This window comes from Leptolyngbya sp. CALU 1928 (assembly GCF_056784215.1).
Map to the genome: position 1 here is coordinate 1,107,573 of NZ_JBXBCE010000001.1, position 18,024 is coordinate 1,125,596.

The 18,024-nt window shown below is 48.5% G+C and carries 17 protein-coding genes and 2 tRNA genes; 14 read left to right on the forward strand and 5 right to left on the reverse strand.

Features of this window, described 5'->3' with window-relative positions; genetic code table 11:
- The first annotated feature begins 34 nt into the window (after positions 1-34).
- Positions 35-562 carry a L,D-transpeptidase gene (locus AC1S5B_RS05130; RefSeq protein WP_482034628.1) on the forward strand — a complete coding sequence of 176 codons (528 nt, stop codon included), beginning with the start codon at positions 35-37 and terminating at the stop codon, positions 560-562.
- A gap of 18 nt (positions 563-580) precedes the next feature.
- Here the strand turns inward: AC1S5B_RS05130 and AC1S5B_RS05135 are convergent.
- Positions 581-653, reverse strand: a tRNA-Arg gene (locus AC1S5B_RS05135).
- 312 nt (positions 654-965) lie between these two features.
- Here AC1S5B_RS05135 and AC1S5B_RS05140 point away from each other — a divergent pair.
- The 3 genes from AC1S5B_RS05140 to AC1S5B_RS05150 all read left to right on the forward strand — a co-directional run bounded on the left by AC1S5B_RS05140 (position 966) and on the right by AC1S5B_RS05150 (position 4,057).
- Positions 966-1,628, forward strand: coding sequence for an Npun_F0813 family protein (locus tag AC1S5B_RS05140; protein WP_482034629.1), 663 nt, complete (start codon positions 966-968; stop codon positions 1,626-1,628).
- Between the two features lie 146 nt (positions 1,629-1,774).
- Entirely contained in the window at positions 1,775-2,869 is a 1,095-nt protein-coding gene (locus tag AC1S5B_RS05145; protein WP_482034630.1) for a hypothetical protein, read from the forward strand.
- Positions 2,870-2,962: 93 nt separating this feature from the next.
- Positions 2,963-4,057: a hypothetical protein gene (locus AC1S5B_RS05150; protein ID WP_482034631.1), complete on the forward strand. Its 1,095-nt coding sequence runs from the start codon at positions 2,963-2,965 to the stop codon at positions 4,055-4,057.
- Between the two features lie 3 nt (positions 4,058-4,060).
- On the opposite strand, the gene AC1S5B_RS05155 is transcribed toward AC1S5B_RS05150, so the two are convergent.
- Positions 4,061-4,297, reverse strand: a complete 237-nt coding sequence (locus AC1S5B_RS05155) for a LapA family protein (RefSeq protein ID WP_482034632.1) — start codon at positions 4,295-4,297, stop codon at positions 4,061-4,063.
- Positions 4,298-4,368: 71 nt separating this feature from the next.
- On the reverse strand, positions 4,369-5,433 hold the full coding sequence (gene arsS, locus AC1S5B_RS05160) for an arsenosugar biosynthesis radical SAM (seleno)protein ArsS (RefSeq protein WP_482034633.1): 1,065 nt from the start codon (positions 5,431-5,433) through the stop codon (positions 4,369-4,371).
- 295 nt (positions 5,434-5,728) lie between these two features.
- Between arsS and AC1S5B_RS05165 the strand changes: the two genes are divergently transcribed.
- The 5 genes from AC1S5B_RS05165 (at position 5,729) to AC1S5B_RS05185 (ending at position 11,273) form a co-directional block, all read left to right on the forward strand.
- Complete coding sequence (locus tag AC1S5B_RS05165; RefSeq protein WP_482034634.1) at positions 5,729-6,925, forward strand: glycosyltransferase; 1,197 nt, start codon at positions 5,729-5,731, stop codon at positions 6,923-6,925.
- 313 nt (positions 6,926-7,238) lie between these two features.
- Positions 7,239-7,670: a cupin domain-containing protein gene (locus AC1S5B_RS05170; protein ID WP_482034635.1), complete on the forward strand. Its 432-nt coding sequence runs from the start codon at positions 7,239-7,241 to the stop codon at positions 7,668-7,670.
- Between the two features lie 290 nt (positions 7,671-7,960).
- Positions 7,961-8,037 (forward strand) — tRNA-Met (locus AC1S5B_RS05175).
- A gap of 136 nt (positions 8,038-8,173) precedes the next feature.
- Complete coding sequence (locus tag AC1S5B_RS05180; RefSeq protein ID WP_482034636.1) at positions 8,174-9,826, forward strand: slr1306 family protein; 1,653 nt, start codon at positions 8,174-8,176, stop codon at positions 9,824-9,826.
- Entirely contained in the window at positions 9,801-11,273 is a 1,473-nt protein-coding gene (locus AC1S5B_RS05185) for a GTP-binding protein (protein WP_482034637.1), read from the forward strand. Before AC1S5B_RS05180 ends, AC1S5B_RS05185 begins: the two co-directional genes overlap by 26 nt.
- A 3-nt stretch (positions 11,274-11,276) precedes the next feature.
- Here the strand turns inward: AC1S5B_RS05185 and AC1S5B_RS05190 are convergent, their stop codons facing one another.
- The gene (locus tag AC1S5B_RS05190) at positions 11,277-11,795 is read right to left on the reverse strand and encodes a hypothetical protein (protein WP_482034638.1); all 519 of its coding nucleotides are present in this window, start codon (positions 11,793-11,795) and stop codon (positions 11,277-11,279) included.
- Positions 11,796-11,982: 187 nt separating this feature from the next.
- Between AC1S5B_RS05190 and AC1S5B_RS05195 the strand changes: the two genes are divergently transcribed.
- The 4 genes from AC1S5B_RS05195 to mnmE all read left to right on the forward strand — a co-directional run bounded on the left by AC1S5B_RS05195 (position 11,983) and on the right by mnmE (position 15,983).
- Positions 11,983-12,333 carry a hypothetical protein gene (locus AC1S5B_RS05195; protein WP_482034639.1) on the forward strand — a complete coding sequence of 117 codons (351 nt, stop codon included), beginning with the start codon at positions 11,983-11,985 and terminating at the stop codon, positions 12,331-12,333.
- 54 nt (positions 12,334-12,387) lie between these two features.
- Positions 12,388-13,836 carry a protein adenylyltransferase SelO gene (locus AC1S5B_RS05200; RefSeq protein ID WP_482034640.1) on the forward strand — a complete coding sequence of 483 codons (1,449 nt, stop codon included), beginning with the start codon at positions 12,388-12,390 and terminating at the stop codon, positions 13,834-13,836.
- An 11-nt stretch (positions 13,837-13,847) separates the two neighbouring features.
- Positions 13,848-14,429 (forward strand): GNAT family N-acetyltransferase, encoded by a 582-nt coding sequence (locus AC1S5B_RS05205; RefSeq protein WP_482034641.1) that lies wholly within the window; start codon positions 13,848-13,850, stop codon positions 14,427-14,429.
- Between the two features lie 141 nt (positions 14,430-14,570).
- Entirely contained in the window at positions 14,571-15,983 is a 1,413-nt protein-coding gene (gene mnmE, locus AC1S5B_RS05210; RefSeq protein ID WP_482034642.1) for a tRNA uridine-5-carboxymethylaminomethyl(34) synthesis GTPase MnmE, read from the forward strand.
- A gap of 31 nt (positions 15,984-16,014) precedes the next feature.
- Here mnmE and AC1S5B_RS05215 read toward each other — a convergent pair whose 3' ends face one another.
- Complete coding sequence (locus tag AC1S5B_RS05215; RefSeq protein ID WP_482034643.1) at positions 16,015-16,419, reverse strand: hypothetical protein; 405 nt, start codon at positions 16,417-16,419, stop codon at positions 16,015-16,017.
- A 369-nt stretch (positions 16,420-16,788) separates the two neighbouring features.
- Between AC1S5B_RS05215 and AC1S5B_RS05220 the strand changes: the two genes are divergently transcribed.
- On the forward strand, positions 16,789-17,925 hold the full coding sequence (locus tag AC1S5B_RS05220) for a citrate synthase (protein WP_482034644.1): 1,137 nt from the start codon (positions 16,789-16,791) through the stop codon (positions 17,923-17,925).
- Positions 17,926-18,024: the final 99 nt, after the last annotated feature.

Here is an 18,024-nt window from a genome sequence, read left to right on the forward strand (position 1 = left end):
GCCTATTTTCTCAGCTTAGGATAGGGATGAAACTATGAATAAGCCTGTGAATAGTCAGTTTTTTCGTCGCGGCTGTGGAGTGTGGATTAGTGGACTGATTGCGATCGGCATAGCGCCTTTATCATCCAAACTCGTTTGGGCACAAGAGCCTTCTTTCCTACTTGCTCAGCAATCCTCACTCCCAGACCTTAAAAAGTTAAAGCAGTCTGGAGAACGCTGGATTGAGATTGATTTATCCAAGCAGCGCCTGATTGCTTGGGAAGGAAAACGCCCCGTTTATGCCGTGATCATCTCCACAGGTAAATCTTCTACCCCAACCCCAACCGGCATATTTTCAATCCAGACCCGCTATCGTACCACTCGAATGAGTGGCGCGGATTATGATGTTCCTAACGTGCCCTATGCTATGTTCTACCATCGCGGCTATGCCATCCATGGAGCAGATTGGCATAACAACTTTGGGACTCCCGTTAGCCATGGCTGCACGAACGTAGCAGTTAACCATGCCCGCTGGATTTACAATTGGGTAAGCGTAGGAACTCCAGTTGTAGTACGGGATTAATAAGTTAATAAGTTTCAACGGATCCTACAGGATTCGAACCTGTGACCGATCGCTTAGAAGGCGATTGCTCTATCCACTGAGCTAAGGATCCATAACGCATCGGTTGCTCTTAAAAGCTCCATCTCCATCCCTGAGATTATCAGCTTACAATATTGCTGTTTCGTTTGTATCTTTAGAGAGTACTCTACGCAACAATCAGCGGGATTTTGGGGAGATTAATCTAACGCATCCAACCTCAAGCCTGTTGTAAGTTTAGTATCTAAAAATGTGAAAGTCTTAAGGTAAGGTTTGGGATAAGCCTTAACCCAACCGATGTCTTTAAATAGTTACCTATCAATATGATAAGATTGCCCATCCCTCAAAACAAGCACATGAAGCCCTGACAGGAGTAATTGCTAGCGTCATGTTTATTCTGAAGCGGCAGGATGTTGAGATTTCTAGCGTTCAGCACCCCAAACGGGATCAGCAAGTTCCCATCCTGACCTATCAGGGGCAAACTTTCCGATTGATTAGCGTTTTTAATGCTGCTCAAGAAGAAGATGCAAAGGCTTTTTGGCGAGATCTAACGGATAACCAGGGCAAAGCCTGTGTTTTGCTGGAAGAACCCGATCGCTACAGCGTGTGGGGCAAAATTCGGCTAGAGCAGTTTGCCAATGAAGCAGACCAGGAAACATCTCTCAATCCTGCTTATGTCAAAGGTGCCCTGCTGATGCTGCAAGCGGTATTTATTGATATTGAAGACCTGTTAGGCAATCGACAAGCGGGTCTATTTCAAAAAGATATTACGGAAGTGTTTAAGCAGTGGCGCTTTCCCCAAGCAGTTACCCCCGAGGCCGTCAAGTATTTGCTCACGGTAGATCCCCTCAATGCGGCGAGCCTGCCAGCATGGCAAGAGCATCATCTTAATACTTTGTTGCAGGAACTCCATCGGGTTGGGAAGTCATATTTTGGAAACACTAGTTTCGCGCAGCGCTCAATTGATGCCTTGCAAGATTTACCCTCTAATGAGCAAAGTCAAGTTTCCACTTGGTTAAATCAATCGCCACTGGGCAAACTGTGGCGATAGAGTGGGGCAGTAGAGGGGAGGCAGTAGATTAAAGAATCTTTGATTAATGTGCTACAAACCTCTGACTTTATGCCACTCTTGCTGGATATGTTTTTATTTTTGCAAGCCGTCCTGTTTCTGACGCAGCTACCCCCAGGAATTAATCTATGAGCAGTGCAGATAAGTCTTCTGACAAACCATTTCTATCGGTTCAAACCATTGTCTTAGCTGAGATTGGCTGGGCAGTCTTAGCCTTATTATTTTTTCTATTATTTGGGGTAAAAGCTCCACAGGAAGAGCGATCGCTGTGGTATTCACTGGGAACTTCCATTTTTGAAGTAGGTGCTTTTCTAGCTGCCGCGTTGCTGTGTTTTCGGAACTGGCAAAGTTCGCAAATTGTTAGTGGGCGGGGGGTTTGGCTGGGTATTGGGCTAGGTACATTTTTTTACTTCCTAGGCAGTCTATTGTTTACCTATTGGGAGTTAGTTTTAGGGCTAGAGGCGGCGGTTTCTCCGGGAGACTTTTTCTTTGTCTTGGCTTATGTCTTTCTGGTGTGGGGGATGTTTCAGGCAGTATTTTCTAGGCGATTAAATTTGGAGCTTTGGCAGAAAGGGGTCATTGGTGCGATCGCCGTGGTTGGGATCGCGATCGCGATTGTGCTATCCACCGCAAAACCTGCGGAGCCGCCAGCCGCACGGCTAGAGTTTGGCTATATGGCTGAAGCCCCAAGACTCGAAGCCATTCCAGGCTTTCCGCTGGAAGGATCGGTTTTAACGTTTGTTTCAACCGCTCAACCTTTCGATTTTCCTGATTTCAATCTTTCTGCTGTGAGTGAAAACCTTTTAGCAGTAGTAGCGCAGGCTGCACCAGTGGTTCCGGCTGCACCAGCGGCTCCGGCTCAATCCCAGGCACCAGCGTGGGCAATCAGTTTAGAACAACAGCTTACACCTTTAGCACTGCCGCTTAACTGGTTGTATCTGCTTTGTGATGTGCTGCTGCTGGTTTTGGCGACCACCTTGCTATTAGCGTTTTGGGGTGGGCGATTTTCTCAATCCTGGCGGATGATTGCTGCTGCTGCTTTTTGTTTATACATTGCAGACATTTGGTTTAAATATGCCACAACTATCTTGACGGACTACAAAAGCGGGGGATTGCCAGAAGTCTTCTGGGTGTTTAGTGGCGTGCTGTTTGGGATTGGGGCTGCGCTAGAATATGACCTGTCCATTCGCTCTCGTCGTACTGGTTCTCGCCGCCGCGCCTAAATTTGATAGGATTCGCTTGTTCACCTCCTGCTAGATTGTAAATCCGGAATACAATAAAGCAGGCGATCGCCGCTTCTTCATAGCTTGCTTGAAATGATTGCTAAAAAACTTTCCGACTCTGAAAAAAACGAAGTCATTGAACTTTATCGGCAGTTGGGTGAAACGACCTCAACCTTAGCGGGTCGATATAGCGTCAGCACTTCTACCATTAGCCGTATTCTAAAAAGCACCTTACCAGCAGACGAGTATGAAGCGCTAATTCAACAAAAGCGCCAAGCTCTGCGCTCCAATGAATATCTGCCGTTACTGCAAGCACCCGTAGCAGAGCAACAGGAGCTTAGTGTTCAACCGTCTAATGTTGTAGAACCTGTAACTGTAGTGGCGACTGAGCCGCCAATGGAGCCATCAGCACCGCCTGTTTTGCCTGAAGTGGGGCAGAGGCAGTCTACCGATGTGCCGTCTACAGCAGACTCAGCCCTAGCAGACTCTGTAGACTCTATTGAACCGCCTAGAATCGAGTCTGTTGAGCCGTCTTTAGCGATTAAGCCAGCCGATTTAAGAAGTGGTCCTATTTTGAAGCGGCGATCGCAAGCCCCATTGCCTGACGAGGACGAAAGCGAACTTGATTCACCTGTCGCCAAAGTTTCTTTGCCCGATCTCACTCCTAAAGCCAGTGCAGGGAAACTATTTGAGTCTGAGTCTGAAGTGCTGAAAGAAATTTTGGCAGAAGAAATTCTAGGTTTAGACGAGGACGACGACCTTGATGATGATCTTGAGGACGAGGACGAGGACGACGAGGATGATTTTGAAGATGATTTGCCCAAGCCTTTGTTTGCAACGAGCAAGTTAGCCGATGGAGCCATCATCCAAATTTTGCCCTTAGCAGAGGCTTTGATTCCGCGCACGTGCTATCTGGTCATCGATCGCGCATCGGAACTGATTGCGCCGCTCCTGAAGGATTTCGGCGATTTGGGTCAAATTCCTGAAGAAGAAACCCAGAACAAAATCCTGCCAGTATTTGATAATCACCGAATTGCCAAACGGTATTCCAATCCTCGAACGCAGCGAGTGATCAAACTTCCAGATGGCAAAATCTTACAGAAAACCTATTCTCATCTCAAAGCCAAAGGCATTTCACGGTTATTGATTGATGGACGTGTTTATGACTTGACCGGGAGTGCAGACTAACCTTTAATCCTCTTCGTAAGGACGCTGGGGGGAAGACGTTAGCATCAGTTGGACGATCGCCATACCCACTAGACCAATGCCTACGCTAAACGCCAGCACCAGCCCCAGTGGAATCTCGACGGACTGAAACGCTAACAAGCTCAGGGTCACTGGAGTAAAATTTTGCACAGAAAGAATGGCGATCGCGCCTACCCACATAGCCGCAATCAGTGAAATCAATAAAATTGGCAGTGTTTTCATTAGTTTTCAATCTAAAAGCCTCGCGTTTCTAAGCTAGCGTGTTTCTAGTCGTTCAATCGGTAATAAGGCTGTTACGGTTCCTTAATTGAGCCACCACAAGAACTTCCTGCGCCAGCCGTGCAGCCGAAACAATGCCGTCCAGTCACGATCGATCGCTGCGTTAGCCACGCCAAATGAAAATCGCGAATGTGCATTCTTTTCCCAGTGGTTGGCTGACAGTCTAACTCCAGCATTTGATTGAAGTCACAGTCAAACAACCGACCATCCCAGGAAACAGAAAGCGTGTTGCGACACATGAGTCCGGCGATCGTGGTTGGATTAAAAGAGTTGACCAACAGTTCCATGTAGCGCTGTAGATTTCCCGATGACTCTAGCCATTCTAGATAGCGTGAAATCGGCATGTTGTTTAAGCTAATCAGGCGATCGAAGGTAATGCCGTGGTGCTTCAATAGTCCTGTTTTCCACTCCTGCTCCAAGCTTACCTGCGAACTAGAGAGAAATGCGCCCACTGGGTTACTCATCAGGGTCAAGCACCGGGTTGGGTCGCCTTGCCCATAGCCAGCCGCATTCAAAAGCTTTAAGGCTGCGATCGATTTTTCAAACGTGCCATCGCCTCTTTGAGCATCGGTGTTGCGCTGACGATAGTGGGGCAACGAGCAAACGATTTCAACCTGGCGCTCTGCCAACCACTGGGGCAAATCTGGCATCGTGGGTAGTAGCAGCACGGTAAGGTTACAGCGATCGATTACCTTTTTGCCCCGTCGAGCGCATTCATCGACCAAATACCGAAAATGAGGATTGAGTTCGGGGGCACCGCCGGTTAGGTCAATCGTGTGAACATTGGTTTGATCGATCGCAGCTAGGCAAGCGTTGACAGTTTCTCGATCCATCACCTCATGGCGATCAGGGGCGGCATCTACATGGCAATGGCGACAAGTCATATTGCAGAGTTTGCCAAGATTAATTTGAAAAATCTCTAGATCTGCGGGTTGTAAGGCTTGCCAATGGTGGGCAGCAAGGGCTGTGTCAAAGTTACCCTGATGGGGTGAGGTAGACAAAGGCAAATCATTTAAAAGGGTTTGTTGATAGGTAGCCGATGCCAGGGGCGATCGCCGTTGTTGGAGGGAAGTAGTCACCAAAATTCTTCTTAACAGTGCTGGAAATACTACGATAAACGATTGCTCAAAAAAGAATTTCTTTGATTAATCGAGTCATTGCCGGAGCATTCCTTGAGTTCCATCGCTTCACCCGTGGAAAAGATATTGATTTCCTAAAGTCTCGGTATTTCACGATGCCACTTTAGAAAAAAACTGTTAAAACATTGGGCAACTCCTCAACTTAGCTTTTTGTTGACTGACGACTGGGGCGGCATCCCCCCTAGTCTTGAGAAACGCTCAATGATAAATCGGTTCACTTCCTATCGATCTTGCGATGAATATTGCCTACCTTGTTAATCAATATCCCAAAACCAGCCACAGCTTCATTCGCCGAGAAATTGTGTCACTAGAAGCGGCTGGAGTGCCAATTAGCCGGTTTTCAATTCGATCGCTAGCGGCTGAAATCATTGACGAAGCCGACAAGCAAGAAGCTATCAAAACCCGATATGTGCTACGGGAAGGCTTTGCTGGCTTGCTTAGCAGCACAATTAATGTGGCGTTAACCCATCCGTTACGTTTTCTAAACGCTGTTAAATTAGCTTACGCAGTGGGGCATTCATCCGATCGCGGCTTAGTTTATCACCTCGCTTATCTAGCAGAAGCTTGTGTTCTACTCCGTTGGTTCACTAAAGCGAAAATTTCCCATGTTCATACCCACTTTGGCACCAACTCCGCTACCGTTGCCATGCTGTGCCACGAGTTGGGCGGTCCGACCTATAGCGTGACGGTGCATGGTCCCGAAGAATTTGATAAGCCCCAAGCTATTTCCTTAACAAAAAAGATTGAACGTGCTGCCTTTGTAGTCTCTGTCTGCTCCTTTGGTCGGAGTCAACTGTATCGCTGGTGCGGCTATCAACAATGGGCAAAAATTCAGGTTGTTCGTTGTGGAGTCGATGAAATGTTTTTAAAATACCCCTATACGCCGCTCCCCACACAGCCACGATTTGTTTGTGTGGGGCGATTGAGTGAGCAAAAAGGACATTTACTGTTGGTTGAAGCCGCTGGACAACTGGCAGCCGAAGGGCATGATTTCAAGCTGGTGTTGGTGGGTGATGGTTCTTTAAGACCGCAAATTGAATCAATGATTCACCAGTTTCACTTAGAGAATCATGTTGAAATTACAGGCTGGGCAACGAATGAACAAGTGCAGCAGCAAATTTTGGCAGCCCAAGTGATGCTCGTGCCTAGTTTTGCGGAAGGATTACCCGTTGTGATTATGGAATCGTTGGCGCTAGGTCGTCCGGTGATTAGCACTTACATTGCCGGGATTCCTGAACTGGTGCAACCGGGTAAATCTGGTTGGCTAGTGCCCTCTGGCTCAGTAAGCGCCTTAAAAGAGGCAATGCAAGTTGCTATTCATACTCCGCTCGATCAGCTAGAGCAAATGGGCAAAACGGGGGCGAAACTGGTCGCTCAAAACCACAATGTGGCGATCGAAGCCAAAAAACTCATAGCCCTATTTGGACATTAATGTATCCCACCTAGGCTGCCCTTGCTCTAAGGCTTAGCATCGCATCGCAGCCCCTTTGTGCTTGATGAATCAAACTGTGGGCGACGATGGGGCGATCTCTGACAACCATCCCCGTCCAATGAGCGGGAACGTTATCTCATCAACCTGAATCTAAGGGCGATCGCTAATCTCGTAGGTCGAGTAGAGTCTTGCGAAATCCAACACAAGCTCCGAAGCAAGCGATCGCTTGGTATCCTAAACACAATGGAATGGCTATTGCCCCAGAATTCCCATAGGTGCCAATATGACTGTTATCACACCTGATCGTCTCGTCGTGGAAGAAAGCCCTTCTCACACCGCGCAGGAACCAGATCGTACACTCTGGATTAGCGAAGCCGGGGGACTTACCCAGTTCGGCGCGTTTATCGAAGTCCTTCAACCAGGCTCTCGTTCATCGATTAAACATTGGCATAGTGCTGAAGATGAAATGGTCTACATCCTCGAAGGTGAGATCACGCTCATCGAAGGAGCTGAAGAGACTGTACTACGTCCTGGCGATGCTGCAACGTTTCAAGCAGGAATGCCCGTAGGTCACTGTCTTGAGAATCATAGCTCCCAGGCAACGCGATGTCTGATAGTCGGTACGCGAGCGGCAGTAGACACAATCACGTATCCTGATCTTGATCGGGTTTGTCACCGTGACCGATCGCTGCCAGACGACATCTGGACTAACGGCGCAGGAGAACCTGCCTTAAGTCCCTACTAGGAATGATTGCAGGATGCTTTTTGTAGAGATAACAGGTGGCTACGAGTAACACCTGACACGAGTAACACCCGACAATAGTTCTCCCTAGGTGCGCTACCAAAGCATCGCCTAGCATCGCGCTGCACCGCAACGTACCAAGCCTGTTGCTTGAGTTGCAAAGTTTATCTGCGCCCGGTGAGTGGGAAGTATATCGCATCAACCTAAATTTAGAGGCGATCGCCCCTACTGCGGATTAATTTCAAAAATCAGTTGCACAATTCTAGAATCTCACGCTATACTCAATAGGCTGACGCGGGGTAGAGCAGTCTGGTAGCTCGTCGGGCTCATAACCCGAAGGTCCATGGTTCAAATCCATGCCCCGCCACCAAGTAAAAGTAAAGCTCTAGCAAACACGTTTGCTAGAGCTTTACTTTTTGTATCTGTGGGCATAGATAGAGTTGCGCTGAAGCACCCCCCGGCTCGATAGAATGGGAGTGCTTTGACTAATGTGCTGCACTCCTGCTATGGCTGAGAAACTGCAACGTCCGCTTGTCATGGGTGGCATGACCCTAGCGATCGCTCTTTGGGTATTGGAATCCCTTCATCAAACTGTAGGCGAGTGGGGTGCTTATACCGTTGTAGCGCTGGGGATCAGTGGTGCGGTTTGGTGGGTGCAGCAGCGATCACAGCCCTTGGAGATCGAGCCAATTGCCCTCCGCACCGTCGATTCTACGGCTGTGAAACAGGCGCTCAGTGAAGCCAGTCAGGTGATCACTCGATTGCAAGTAGAGCTTAGCGATGCGGAAGCTGGATTGCAAACCGTCACGCCGCATCTTGGTTTTTTGCAAGCCCAAGCCACTCAGATTTCGACTGAAATGGAGCGTGAAGCTTTGCGCCTAATGGTGATGGGCAATAAAGGTAGTGGCAAAACGACCTTGATTCAGCAATTGCAACCTTGGGCGGCTCAATCTAGCCTGGTGACTTTATTTGAAGCACCGAGTTTTGCAGTGAGCGATGCTGGGGGACATGGGGAAGCGGTGGCGCTAAAGCAGGCGACAACCGCAGATTTGATTTTGTTTTTGGTGACGGGTGATCTCACTGAGTCAGAATTTCAGTTGCTGAAACAGCTAGCAGTTCGTAAACGTACAATATTGATCTTCAACAAGCAGGACTTGTATTTGCCGCAGGATAGTCAAGCGATTTTGGCGCGAATGCAAGATTGGGCGCGAAGTATTGCCTTGCCGGATGTGATGGCGATCTCGACCAATCCCAAACCCCTGAAAGTGCGGCAACATCAGCCCGACGGCACGATACGGGAATGGCTAGAGGATCAGGTGCCGAATCTGGATGGACTCACCCAGCAATTGACCAGCATTGTCCAGGCAGAAAGCCGTCAACTGGTGATGAGCAGTTCCTTAAGCGACGCGATCGCCCTTAAAGCCCAAGCGGTGAACACCTTAAATAGCGTTCGCAAAACTCGCGCCCTGCCGATTATTGAACAGTTTCAGTGGATTGCGGCAGCAACCGCCTTTGCCAGCCCGGTTCCAACCCTAGATGTGTTAGCCACGGCTGCCATTAACACCCAAATGATTTTAGATTTGGGCAAGTTGTATCAACAAAAATTTTCTTTGGATCAAGCACAGAAAAGCGTCACGGCATTGGGTGGGTTGATTCTCAAGTTGGGCTTAGTGGAACTTTCAACTCGCACCGTTTCTGGTCTGCTGAAAACCAATGCGGTCACTTATGTCGCTGGTGGTTGCATTCAGGCAGTCAGTGCTGCCTATCTGACTCGCATGGTGGGGTTGGCGTTGGTTGAATATTTCCACACTCAAGATCCTGCCTTGACCATGACTGAGGCAAAACCTCTGGAGATCGAGCAGTTTAGCCAAGCGCTGCAAACTGTTTTTCAGCAGAATCAGCAGTCTAAGTTTTTGCAAGCTTTGACAACTCAGGTCATGGATCGGCTAGTGCCGAAACCTGTTTCACCTAAAATACCGACCCCTATCACGACTATTCCGGCTCCAAGCACGACTCCAACGGCAACCCCAGTATTGCTACAGCCCCTTCCTCTCGCTCGGATGAAATTACCTCAGCCAGAAGCCCAACTTCTAGATCACAATGGATCTAGTGTTCCTGTTGCCCTTGCCAACCTTGACTCAATTCCCTCCGATCGCTAATTCTATTGCGTCACCCGCCGATCCTCAAGGCGTATATTTGCAGCGTGCCCGTGTCAGCCTGCGTCAAGCGCTGAATCGGTATACTGCCTATTTTCGCGCTGCCAAAACTCGTCCGGTTGAGGCATCTACTCAAGCGCGGATCAAAGAGGACATGGATCATCTGGCGATCGCCCTCAACAAGCTAGAAAATTGCATTGCCCGCGTTGCTGTCTTTGGCTTGGTCAGTAGGGGAAAGTCTGCGGTTCTGAATGCGCTCCTCGGCAAAAAAGTGTTGCCAACCGGACCACTTAACGGCGTGACTCAAGCCCCCCACGCAATCATCTGGTCACCCAGTCCTAAAGATTTAGCTTTCCTCGGTGCATCCCCTTATCCTTTAGACAATTTTCAGATCGAACTCATCGACACGCCTGGACTCGATGAAATTGATGGGCAAGGGCGGGCAGACATGGCACAAGCGATCGCCCGTCAAGCAGACTTGATTTTGTTCGTAGTTTCAGGCGACATTACCCGCACGGAATACGAGGCGTTATGTGACCTGCGCCAAGCCCAAAAGCCGATTCTGCTGGTGTTCAACAAAATTGATCTCTATCCCGATCAAAGTCGGCAAGCAATCTATCACAGCTTGCAGCAGTTTGCGGCAAAAAGTGCGACTAGGCATGGCAAAACTGAATCCTTGCATCAGCTTCTATCGGCAAATGAAATTGTTTTAGTGGCAGCGGAACCTGCCCCCCTACAAGTGCGAGTCGAGCAGCCGAATGGACGCATGACCTATGAATGGGAATCGCCCCCGGTGCAGATTGCCGCATTAAAGCAGAAGATTTTGTCAATCTTAAGCCAAGAAGGGCGATCGCTGATGGCACTGAATGCGTTATTGCAGGTGCGGCAAGCAGAATCTCGTTTGGCAGGTAATCTGATGGAACTGCACAACGCCGAAGCCGAAGCCTTGATCTGGAAATTTGTCCGATATAAAGCGATCGCTGTTGCCCTCAACCCGATCGCCGTATTGGATCTCGTGGGCGGTGCCATCTCTGATCTTGCCATGATTCGCGCCTTATCGGAACTCTACGGATTACCCATCACGCGGCATGAAGCAGGCAAACTCTGGAAGACAATCATCCTCAGTTCTGGGAGTGTGATGCTCACCGAAATTGGCAGTGGATTGGTGCTAGGAATCGGCAAAAGTGCTGCGGCTGTTGGTTCCGGCGTGGATAGTTCTAGTGGTGTTGCAGTGTATGCCGGAGCCGCGATCGCTCAAGCCAGCCTCGCCGGAGTGGGTGCCTATTCCGTGGGTCGTGCCGTCCAAGTTTACTTAGAACAGGGTTGTAGTTGGGGACCCCAAGGAGCCAATATTGTCATCCAAGATATTTTGAAGCAACTCGACACCCGCACCATCACCTACCGTATCCGCCAAGAATTGACAGATCAGCTTGGATTTCCGCCCCTCTAAACACTAATTTGTATTTTTCGCACTTGCTTTGGCAGATTTGCTCTCTGGCTCCGCCGGATTCAATGCCTGATCTAAAACAATTCGGGCTTGTTCTGCCTGAGTCCGAGCTTCCTTATAGCGCAAATTCGACTGAGCATAAGTCTTCAGCACTTTAAACCCTTCTTTCAGAGTGGCGATTTCCTCCTCGCTAACTGGCTCATCGCTAAATAGGACATCCAGTTGAGCGCGAATTTGTAATGCCTCCGATCGCGAATCTTGCAGTTTCAGCTTGAGAGTTGCTAGATTGCTCAAAATTTGCACGGCATGAGTCACCGTGTCTTCGTCGGATGTGGGGGAAAGCGGTGTTTCTTTCACTTCAATAAATTGTTGAGGACTAAAGCCCTCGGTTAGCTCAGTTGGCAATGTTCCCGCATCCATCAGTTCGATTAACTGATCCATCGCTTTTTCGCGGGCTTTGATGGAATCTTTGCCAGCCACAGTGAAAACGGTTTCTGGACTTTGCGCCAACGTGTATTGAACCATCGTTTTTACTATGATATTTTTGTACTATTTTACTATCTTTCATGACTGGATAGAAGTTTGCAATCAATTCATCTATCCAGCACATTCATCATAGGCAAACTGCGATCGCTGGCACCATTTTTTGCGGGGCTAAACCCTGATACTTGTATTGCACTAAAATATTGGCTACGCTACTTGATTCTCTAAAATGACTGTTGAAGAGCTAACTGCCATCGCCACTGCTCACCAAAGCGCCATCTCCCGCCACGAGCAAGAGATGGCAGAATTTCGAGCCGCCCTCAGGCAATCCAGTGACCAGCACAATCGAGAAATGGCACAGTTTCGGGAAAACCAGGAACAAGCCAGCGATCGCCATAATCGAGAAATGGCACAGTTTCGGGAAAACCAGGAACAAGCTAGTGATCGACATAATCGAGAAGTTGAAAATATTCGTAGACTTGCTGAACTGAATCAGGAGCAGTTAAATCTGCTGACGGCTGGGTTACTGGAACTGAGAACCCTGGTTTCTGACTATCTTCAAGGGCGATCGCAAATCTAATCCGAAATCTAATCCGATTGGTAGGATGAAAGCACCCTAGAACGCAATTGATCTATGCCTGACGCTGAGTCCTCCCATCCATTTACTTTGAACCCGCTGCTGACGCTCCACTACGACCCAGCCTTAGAGCGTTTGGGCGATGACTATTATGATATTGTCGCGGCTGCCGAGTTTCCTAAGCACGTCCTCCGGTTTCGCAACGACGATCTGCTAGGGATTCTAGGACTCGACCCGCAAGCCGTTAGCGACGAAGACTTCATTAATGCCTTTGGGAAATTTCAAACTCCACCCCGCCCCTTGCTGGCACTGCGCTATCACGGCTATCAGTTTGGTAGCTATAACCCTGGTTTAGGGGACGGCAGAGGGTTTCTGTATGGGCAGGTGCGAACTGTCGATCGCGAACTCTACGACTTCGGCACCAAAGGATCGGGCCCCACACCCTACTCTCGCGGGGGCGATGGGCGGCTCACCCTCAAAGGGGGCGTGCGGGAAGTGCTTGCCGCTGAGTCATTGCATCGCATGGGGGTCAGAACGTCCCGCTGTTTAAGCTTGATTGAAACCGGAGATCAACTATGGCGGGGAGATGAGCCATCGCCCACCAGAGCATCAGTCATGATCCGAATGCAGCGATCGCACATTCGGTTCGGCACCTTTGAGCGATTGCATCACTATAATCGCAAAGACCTGATTGCCATTTTGCTGGATCATGCGATCGAGCAATACTATCCCCACTTGGCAAACAACCCCGATTGCTACTCCTTGTTTTATGCCGAATTGGTGCTGCGCGTCGCCGAACTCGCCGCTCAATGGATGGCTGCGGGCTTTTGCCATGCTGTGCTTAATACTGACAATATGTCGATCACGGGCGAAAGCTTTGATTATGGACCCTTTGCTTTTATTCCTACCTTTGATCCCACGTTTACCGCCGCCTACTTTGACTACTACGGGCGCTACAGCTATGCCAATCAGCCCGAAATCTGTCGCTGGAATTTAGAAATGCTACAGGCTCCCTTGGGGCGCGTGATTTCTCAGACGGATTTAGACGCAGGACTTTCTCAATATGGTGACCATTATCGTCAAGCCTATCAACAGCGAATGCTGAATAAACTGGGCTTGCCCGGTGACATCACGCCAGCAACCACAGAACTATTAAAAACAACTCTGCAATTCCTCAAAGACTCTCAAATTAGCTATCCTGGCTTTTTTGCAGAAATAACTCAAGATTTTTCCTCGGCTTGGCGAGACGATGCAGCGGCAATCTTATCATCGGTACAAATAGAAGATGATGCATTCAAGACGCTATTCAGCCAGTGGAAGATGCAATATTTCAATGAGTTGTTAAGCTTGCCAGAGTCAGAGATGCCAACAATCAAAGCCCGACTTCAGCAAAGTAATCCTGCCACTGTCCCCATTCGTCCAGAAATTGAAGCAGTGTGGGAAAAAATCACGGAGGAAGATGATTGGAGCCATTTTTACAATCTGTGCGATCGCATCCGAGCCTAATGGGGGTATCTATGCTGTCTGAATGGCAAGCGATCGGCTATCTCAAATTGCCAATCCTTGAAACTGAGCGCCTAATTTTGCGGCTGGCAACCAACGAAGATATTTCTGCCATCCTCAAGTTTTACCTGGAAAATCGAGACTTTCTCACACCCTATGAACCAACCCGCTCTGAGGGCTTTTATACCTTTAGCTTTTGGCGCGATCAAGTAGAAAAAGCCCTCATCGAATTTAATTGCGATCAGGCAATCAAATTTTGCCTATTCAAAAAAACTGAGCCGACCATCTTAATTGGAAAAATCAACTTCCACCAGATCTTGCGGGGAGTATGCCAGTCTTGTGTTTTAGGCTATAGCTTGGCAGAAACAGAACAAGGCAACGGCTACATGACCGAAGCCCTAGAAACTGCCATCCACTTTATCTTTACCGAGATGAATTTTCATCGCATCACCGCCAATTATATGCCCCGCAACCAGCGAAGCGCCAATGTGCTGAAGCGATTAGGTTTCACGGTAGAAGGCTACGCCAGAGACTACCTACTGATCAACGGGCAGTGGGAAGATCACATTTTGACCAGTTTGACCCATCCAAGTTGAAGTCTTCAGGAATCTAAGCGAAAAAAGAGAAGTGTCTGCATTTTTGTTGATTTGCCGATGTGCTGCTTCAGCAAAAATTGATTAGGTAAGTTTTCTAAAGCCTAAGATTATGAATAGATGGTTTTATTCAAGGCTGAAAGAATGACGTTTCAGGAAAGCACGATCGCGGCGATCGCCACTGCGATCGTGCCAGAGCAGGGCAGTGTTGGGATTGTGCGGCTATCCGGCGATCAGGCAATGGAGATCGCTCGTGCTTTGTTCCATGCCCCCGGTCAGCAATCTTGGTCAAGCCATCACATTCTCTACGGCTATGTTCGCAATCCTGAAACCCAGCAAGTGGTGGATGAAGCGCTGTTGCTAATCATGCTGGCTCCCCGCTCTTATACCCGCGAAGATGTGGTCGAGTTTCACTGCCACGGCGGCATCATTGCGGTGCAGCAGGTGTTGCAGTTAGCGATCGCTCAAGGCGCACGATTGGCGCAACCCGGAGAATTTACTCTAAAGGCTTTTTTAAACGGCAGGCTAGATTTAACCCAGGCAGAAAGTATTTCTGATTTGGTGGGTGCGCGATCGCCTCAAGCCGCTCAGTTTGCTCTAGCTGGACTGCAAGGAAAACTTGCCGACCCGATCCGCCAACTTCGCACTACCTGCATTGATATTTTGGCAGACATTGAAGCGCGAGTGGATTTTGAAGAAGACTTGCCGCCGCTGAATGAAGTTGAAATTCAAACTCGCCTCCAGCAAGTGCAAGACGACGTGGATCAGATTTTGGCAACCGCTGATCGTGGAGAACTCATCCGCAGTGGTTTAAAAGTGGCGATCGTCGGTCGCCCAAACGTGGGCAAATCCAGTTTGCTGAATGCTTGGAGCCGCAGCGATCGTGCCATTGTCACCGATCTTCCCGGCACGACTCGCGATGTGGTGGAATCCAATCTCGTCGTGGGCGGCATTCCAATTCAAGTATTGGATACCGCAGGCATTCGCGACACCGATGATAAGGTAGAAAAAATTGGCGTAGAGCGATCGCGCATCGCTGCCCAATCTGCTGATTTAGTATTACTCACGATTGATGCAAAAGACGGCTGGACCGATGCCGACCAAGAAATTTATACCCAAGTCTGCGATCGTCCATTAATCCTAGTCATCAACAAGATTGATCTAGTAGAAAGAGATCCACAAGAACATTCCCAACTCAAAACTCAAAATATCTCCTACGGAGACGCTACGCGAACAAAACTCCTCACCGTCTCCACCGCCGCCGCCTTAAACCAGGGAATCGATGCCCTCGAAGCCGCAATTTTAACAATCGTTCAAACCGATACCCTACAAGCTGCCAACCTAGATCTAGCCATTAACCAACGCCAAGCAGCCACTCTGACGCAAACAAAGCAGTCATTGCAACAAGTGCAAAACACGATCGCTAATCAACTTCCCCTAGATTTTTGGACGATTGATCTCCGAAGCGCAATTTATACGCTGGGGCAAGTGTTGGGGGAAGAGGTCACAGAATCCGTACTCGACCAAGTGTTTAGCCGCTTTTGCATTGGCAAGTAGCGCTGATCTCAACACTCTCAGTGATTCTAAATTAGCTTGCAGTTTTATCAAGTAGTGGCTCTAACCAAGACTGAAACTGGTCGCGGCGAAAGATTTGAGCTTTCTGGCGATAATCAAACCGAATCAAACTAGGAATACCATGCTTGCGAATGCATTCTCGCAGCCACGACGCAACACCTTGACTATTCGCCACCATTTCTGCTTGGAACGGGTCATACATTAGCACCAGCGTATTGTTGCTTCTCAGGGGTGCATCTTGCTCAATTAAGCTGGCTAAAGGGCTATAAGTATAATCTGGACTCCGCCGTTCACCCCATTCACGGTTGCGCCGTTCTCGTGGTGGAGCCTCTTGTGTGGGTCTCGAAGTGGGGTGCTCTGTGGGTTGATTCAATCGTGAACTGGACTGCGATCGCCGACGAACGCGTTTCTGGGTCATACAACTCCTATGCTTAACAAATTTAACAAGCCGCACAATCTCCCTCTTGGCACACTCCCGACACGGGAGAGCGATCGCTGGCTTAACAATTTTGATAACTGATTGACAATTGAAACTTTTTCGACAAGTGAAGTTTCTAGCTAAATACTAACCATATTTCCTACTGCGAGACAAACTATTTACAAATAATGGTGTGCAAAACCAACATTTATGGAGTCAGACGTTTATGATGAAATCCTGTATGAGACAGTCAGTCTTAACAGAAAATATCTGAAACAAAAATCAAAGATAACTGGATTTCAAAGATACAGATTTCTTGATTGCGATCGGGTATTGTAATTGACATTCTTCAAGAGCAATTCTAGAACCATGACAGCGTGCGAATACCGGGCAGGGTTAGAAGGCATTCCCGTAACACAATCCAGTATTAGTTTTGTGGATGGGCAGCGAGGAATCCTGGAATATCGAGGGATTTCAATTGAAGAGTTAGCCCAAAAAAGCAATTTTGTAGAAACAGCTTACCTCTTAATTTGGGGCAAGCTGCCGACCAAAGCAGAGCTTGAAAATTTTGAACACGAAATTCGTCATCATCGTCGTTTGAAATATCGCATTCGAGACATGATGAAATGCTTCCCTGAAGGGGGGCATCCCATGGATGCACTGCAAGCTTGTGCAGCAGCGCTGGGGCTGTTCTATTCTCGTCGCGCTCTAGACGATCCTGCCTACATTCATGCAGCGGTGATTCGTTTGGTGGCAAAAATTCCAACCATGGTTGCAGCTTTTCAACTGATGCGAAAGGGCAACGATCCCGTCCAACCCCGCGATGATTTGGGCTATGCTGCAAACTTTCTCTACATGCTAAATGAGAAAGAACCCGATCCCCTCGCCGCTCAAATTCTGGATATCTGCCTCATTCTCCACGCTGAGCATACGATTAACGCGTCTACCTTTTCCGCAATGGTGACGGCTTCTACTCTGACTGATCCCTACGCAGTCGTGGCATCGGCTGTGGGCACCTTGGCGGGACCTCTCCATGGGGGGGCAAACGAGGAAGTCATTTTTATGCTAGAAGAAATCGGCTCTGTGGAAAATGTTCGCCCTTATGTCGAACATTGCATCGAAACGAAATCTAAAATTATGGGTTTTGGGCACCGAGTTTATAAGGTGAAAGATCCGCGTGCCACTATTCTGCAAGATTTAGCCGAACAACTATTTGAAAAATACGGGGTAGATCAGTTTTATGACGTGGCAGTGGAGCTTGAGCGGGTGGTCAATGAAAAAATGGGGCACAAAGGTATTCATGCCAATGTGGACTATTACTCTGGTTTGGTTTACCGCAAATTAGGAATCCCCACAGATTTGTTTACCCCAGTGTTTGCAATTTCGCGGATTGCAGGATGGCTCGCCCATTGGAAAGAGCAGCTTAACGAAAATCGGATCTTTCGTCCTACCCAGATTTATACAGGCACTCACGCTGTTCCCTATATTCCTATTAGTGAACGGTAGTAGAGAGATGGAGTCCGCGATCGCCTAGTGTTGGAGCCTCTCCATCAAGTCAATGATGGGTCACAGCCCTCTTCCCTTTCCTTGCTTCCCTTGCCAAAC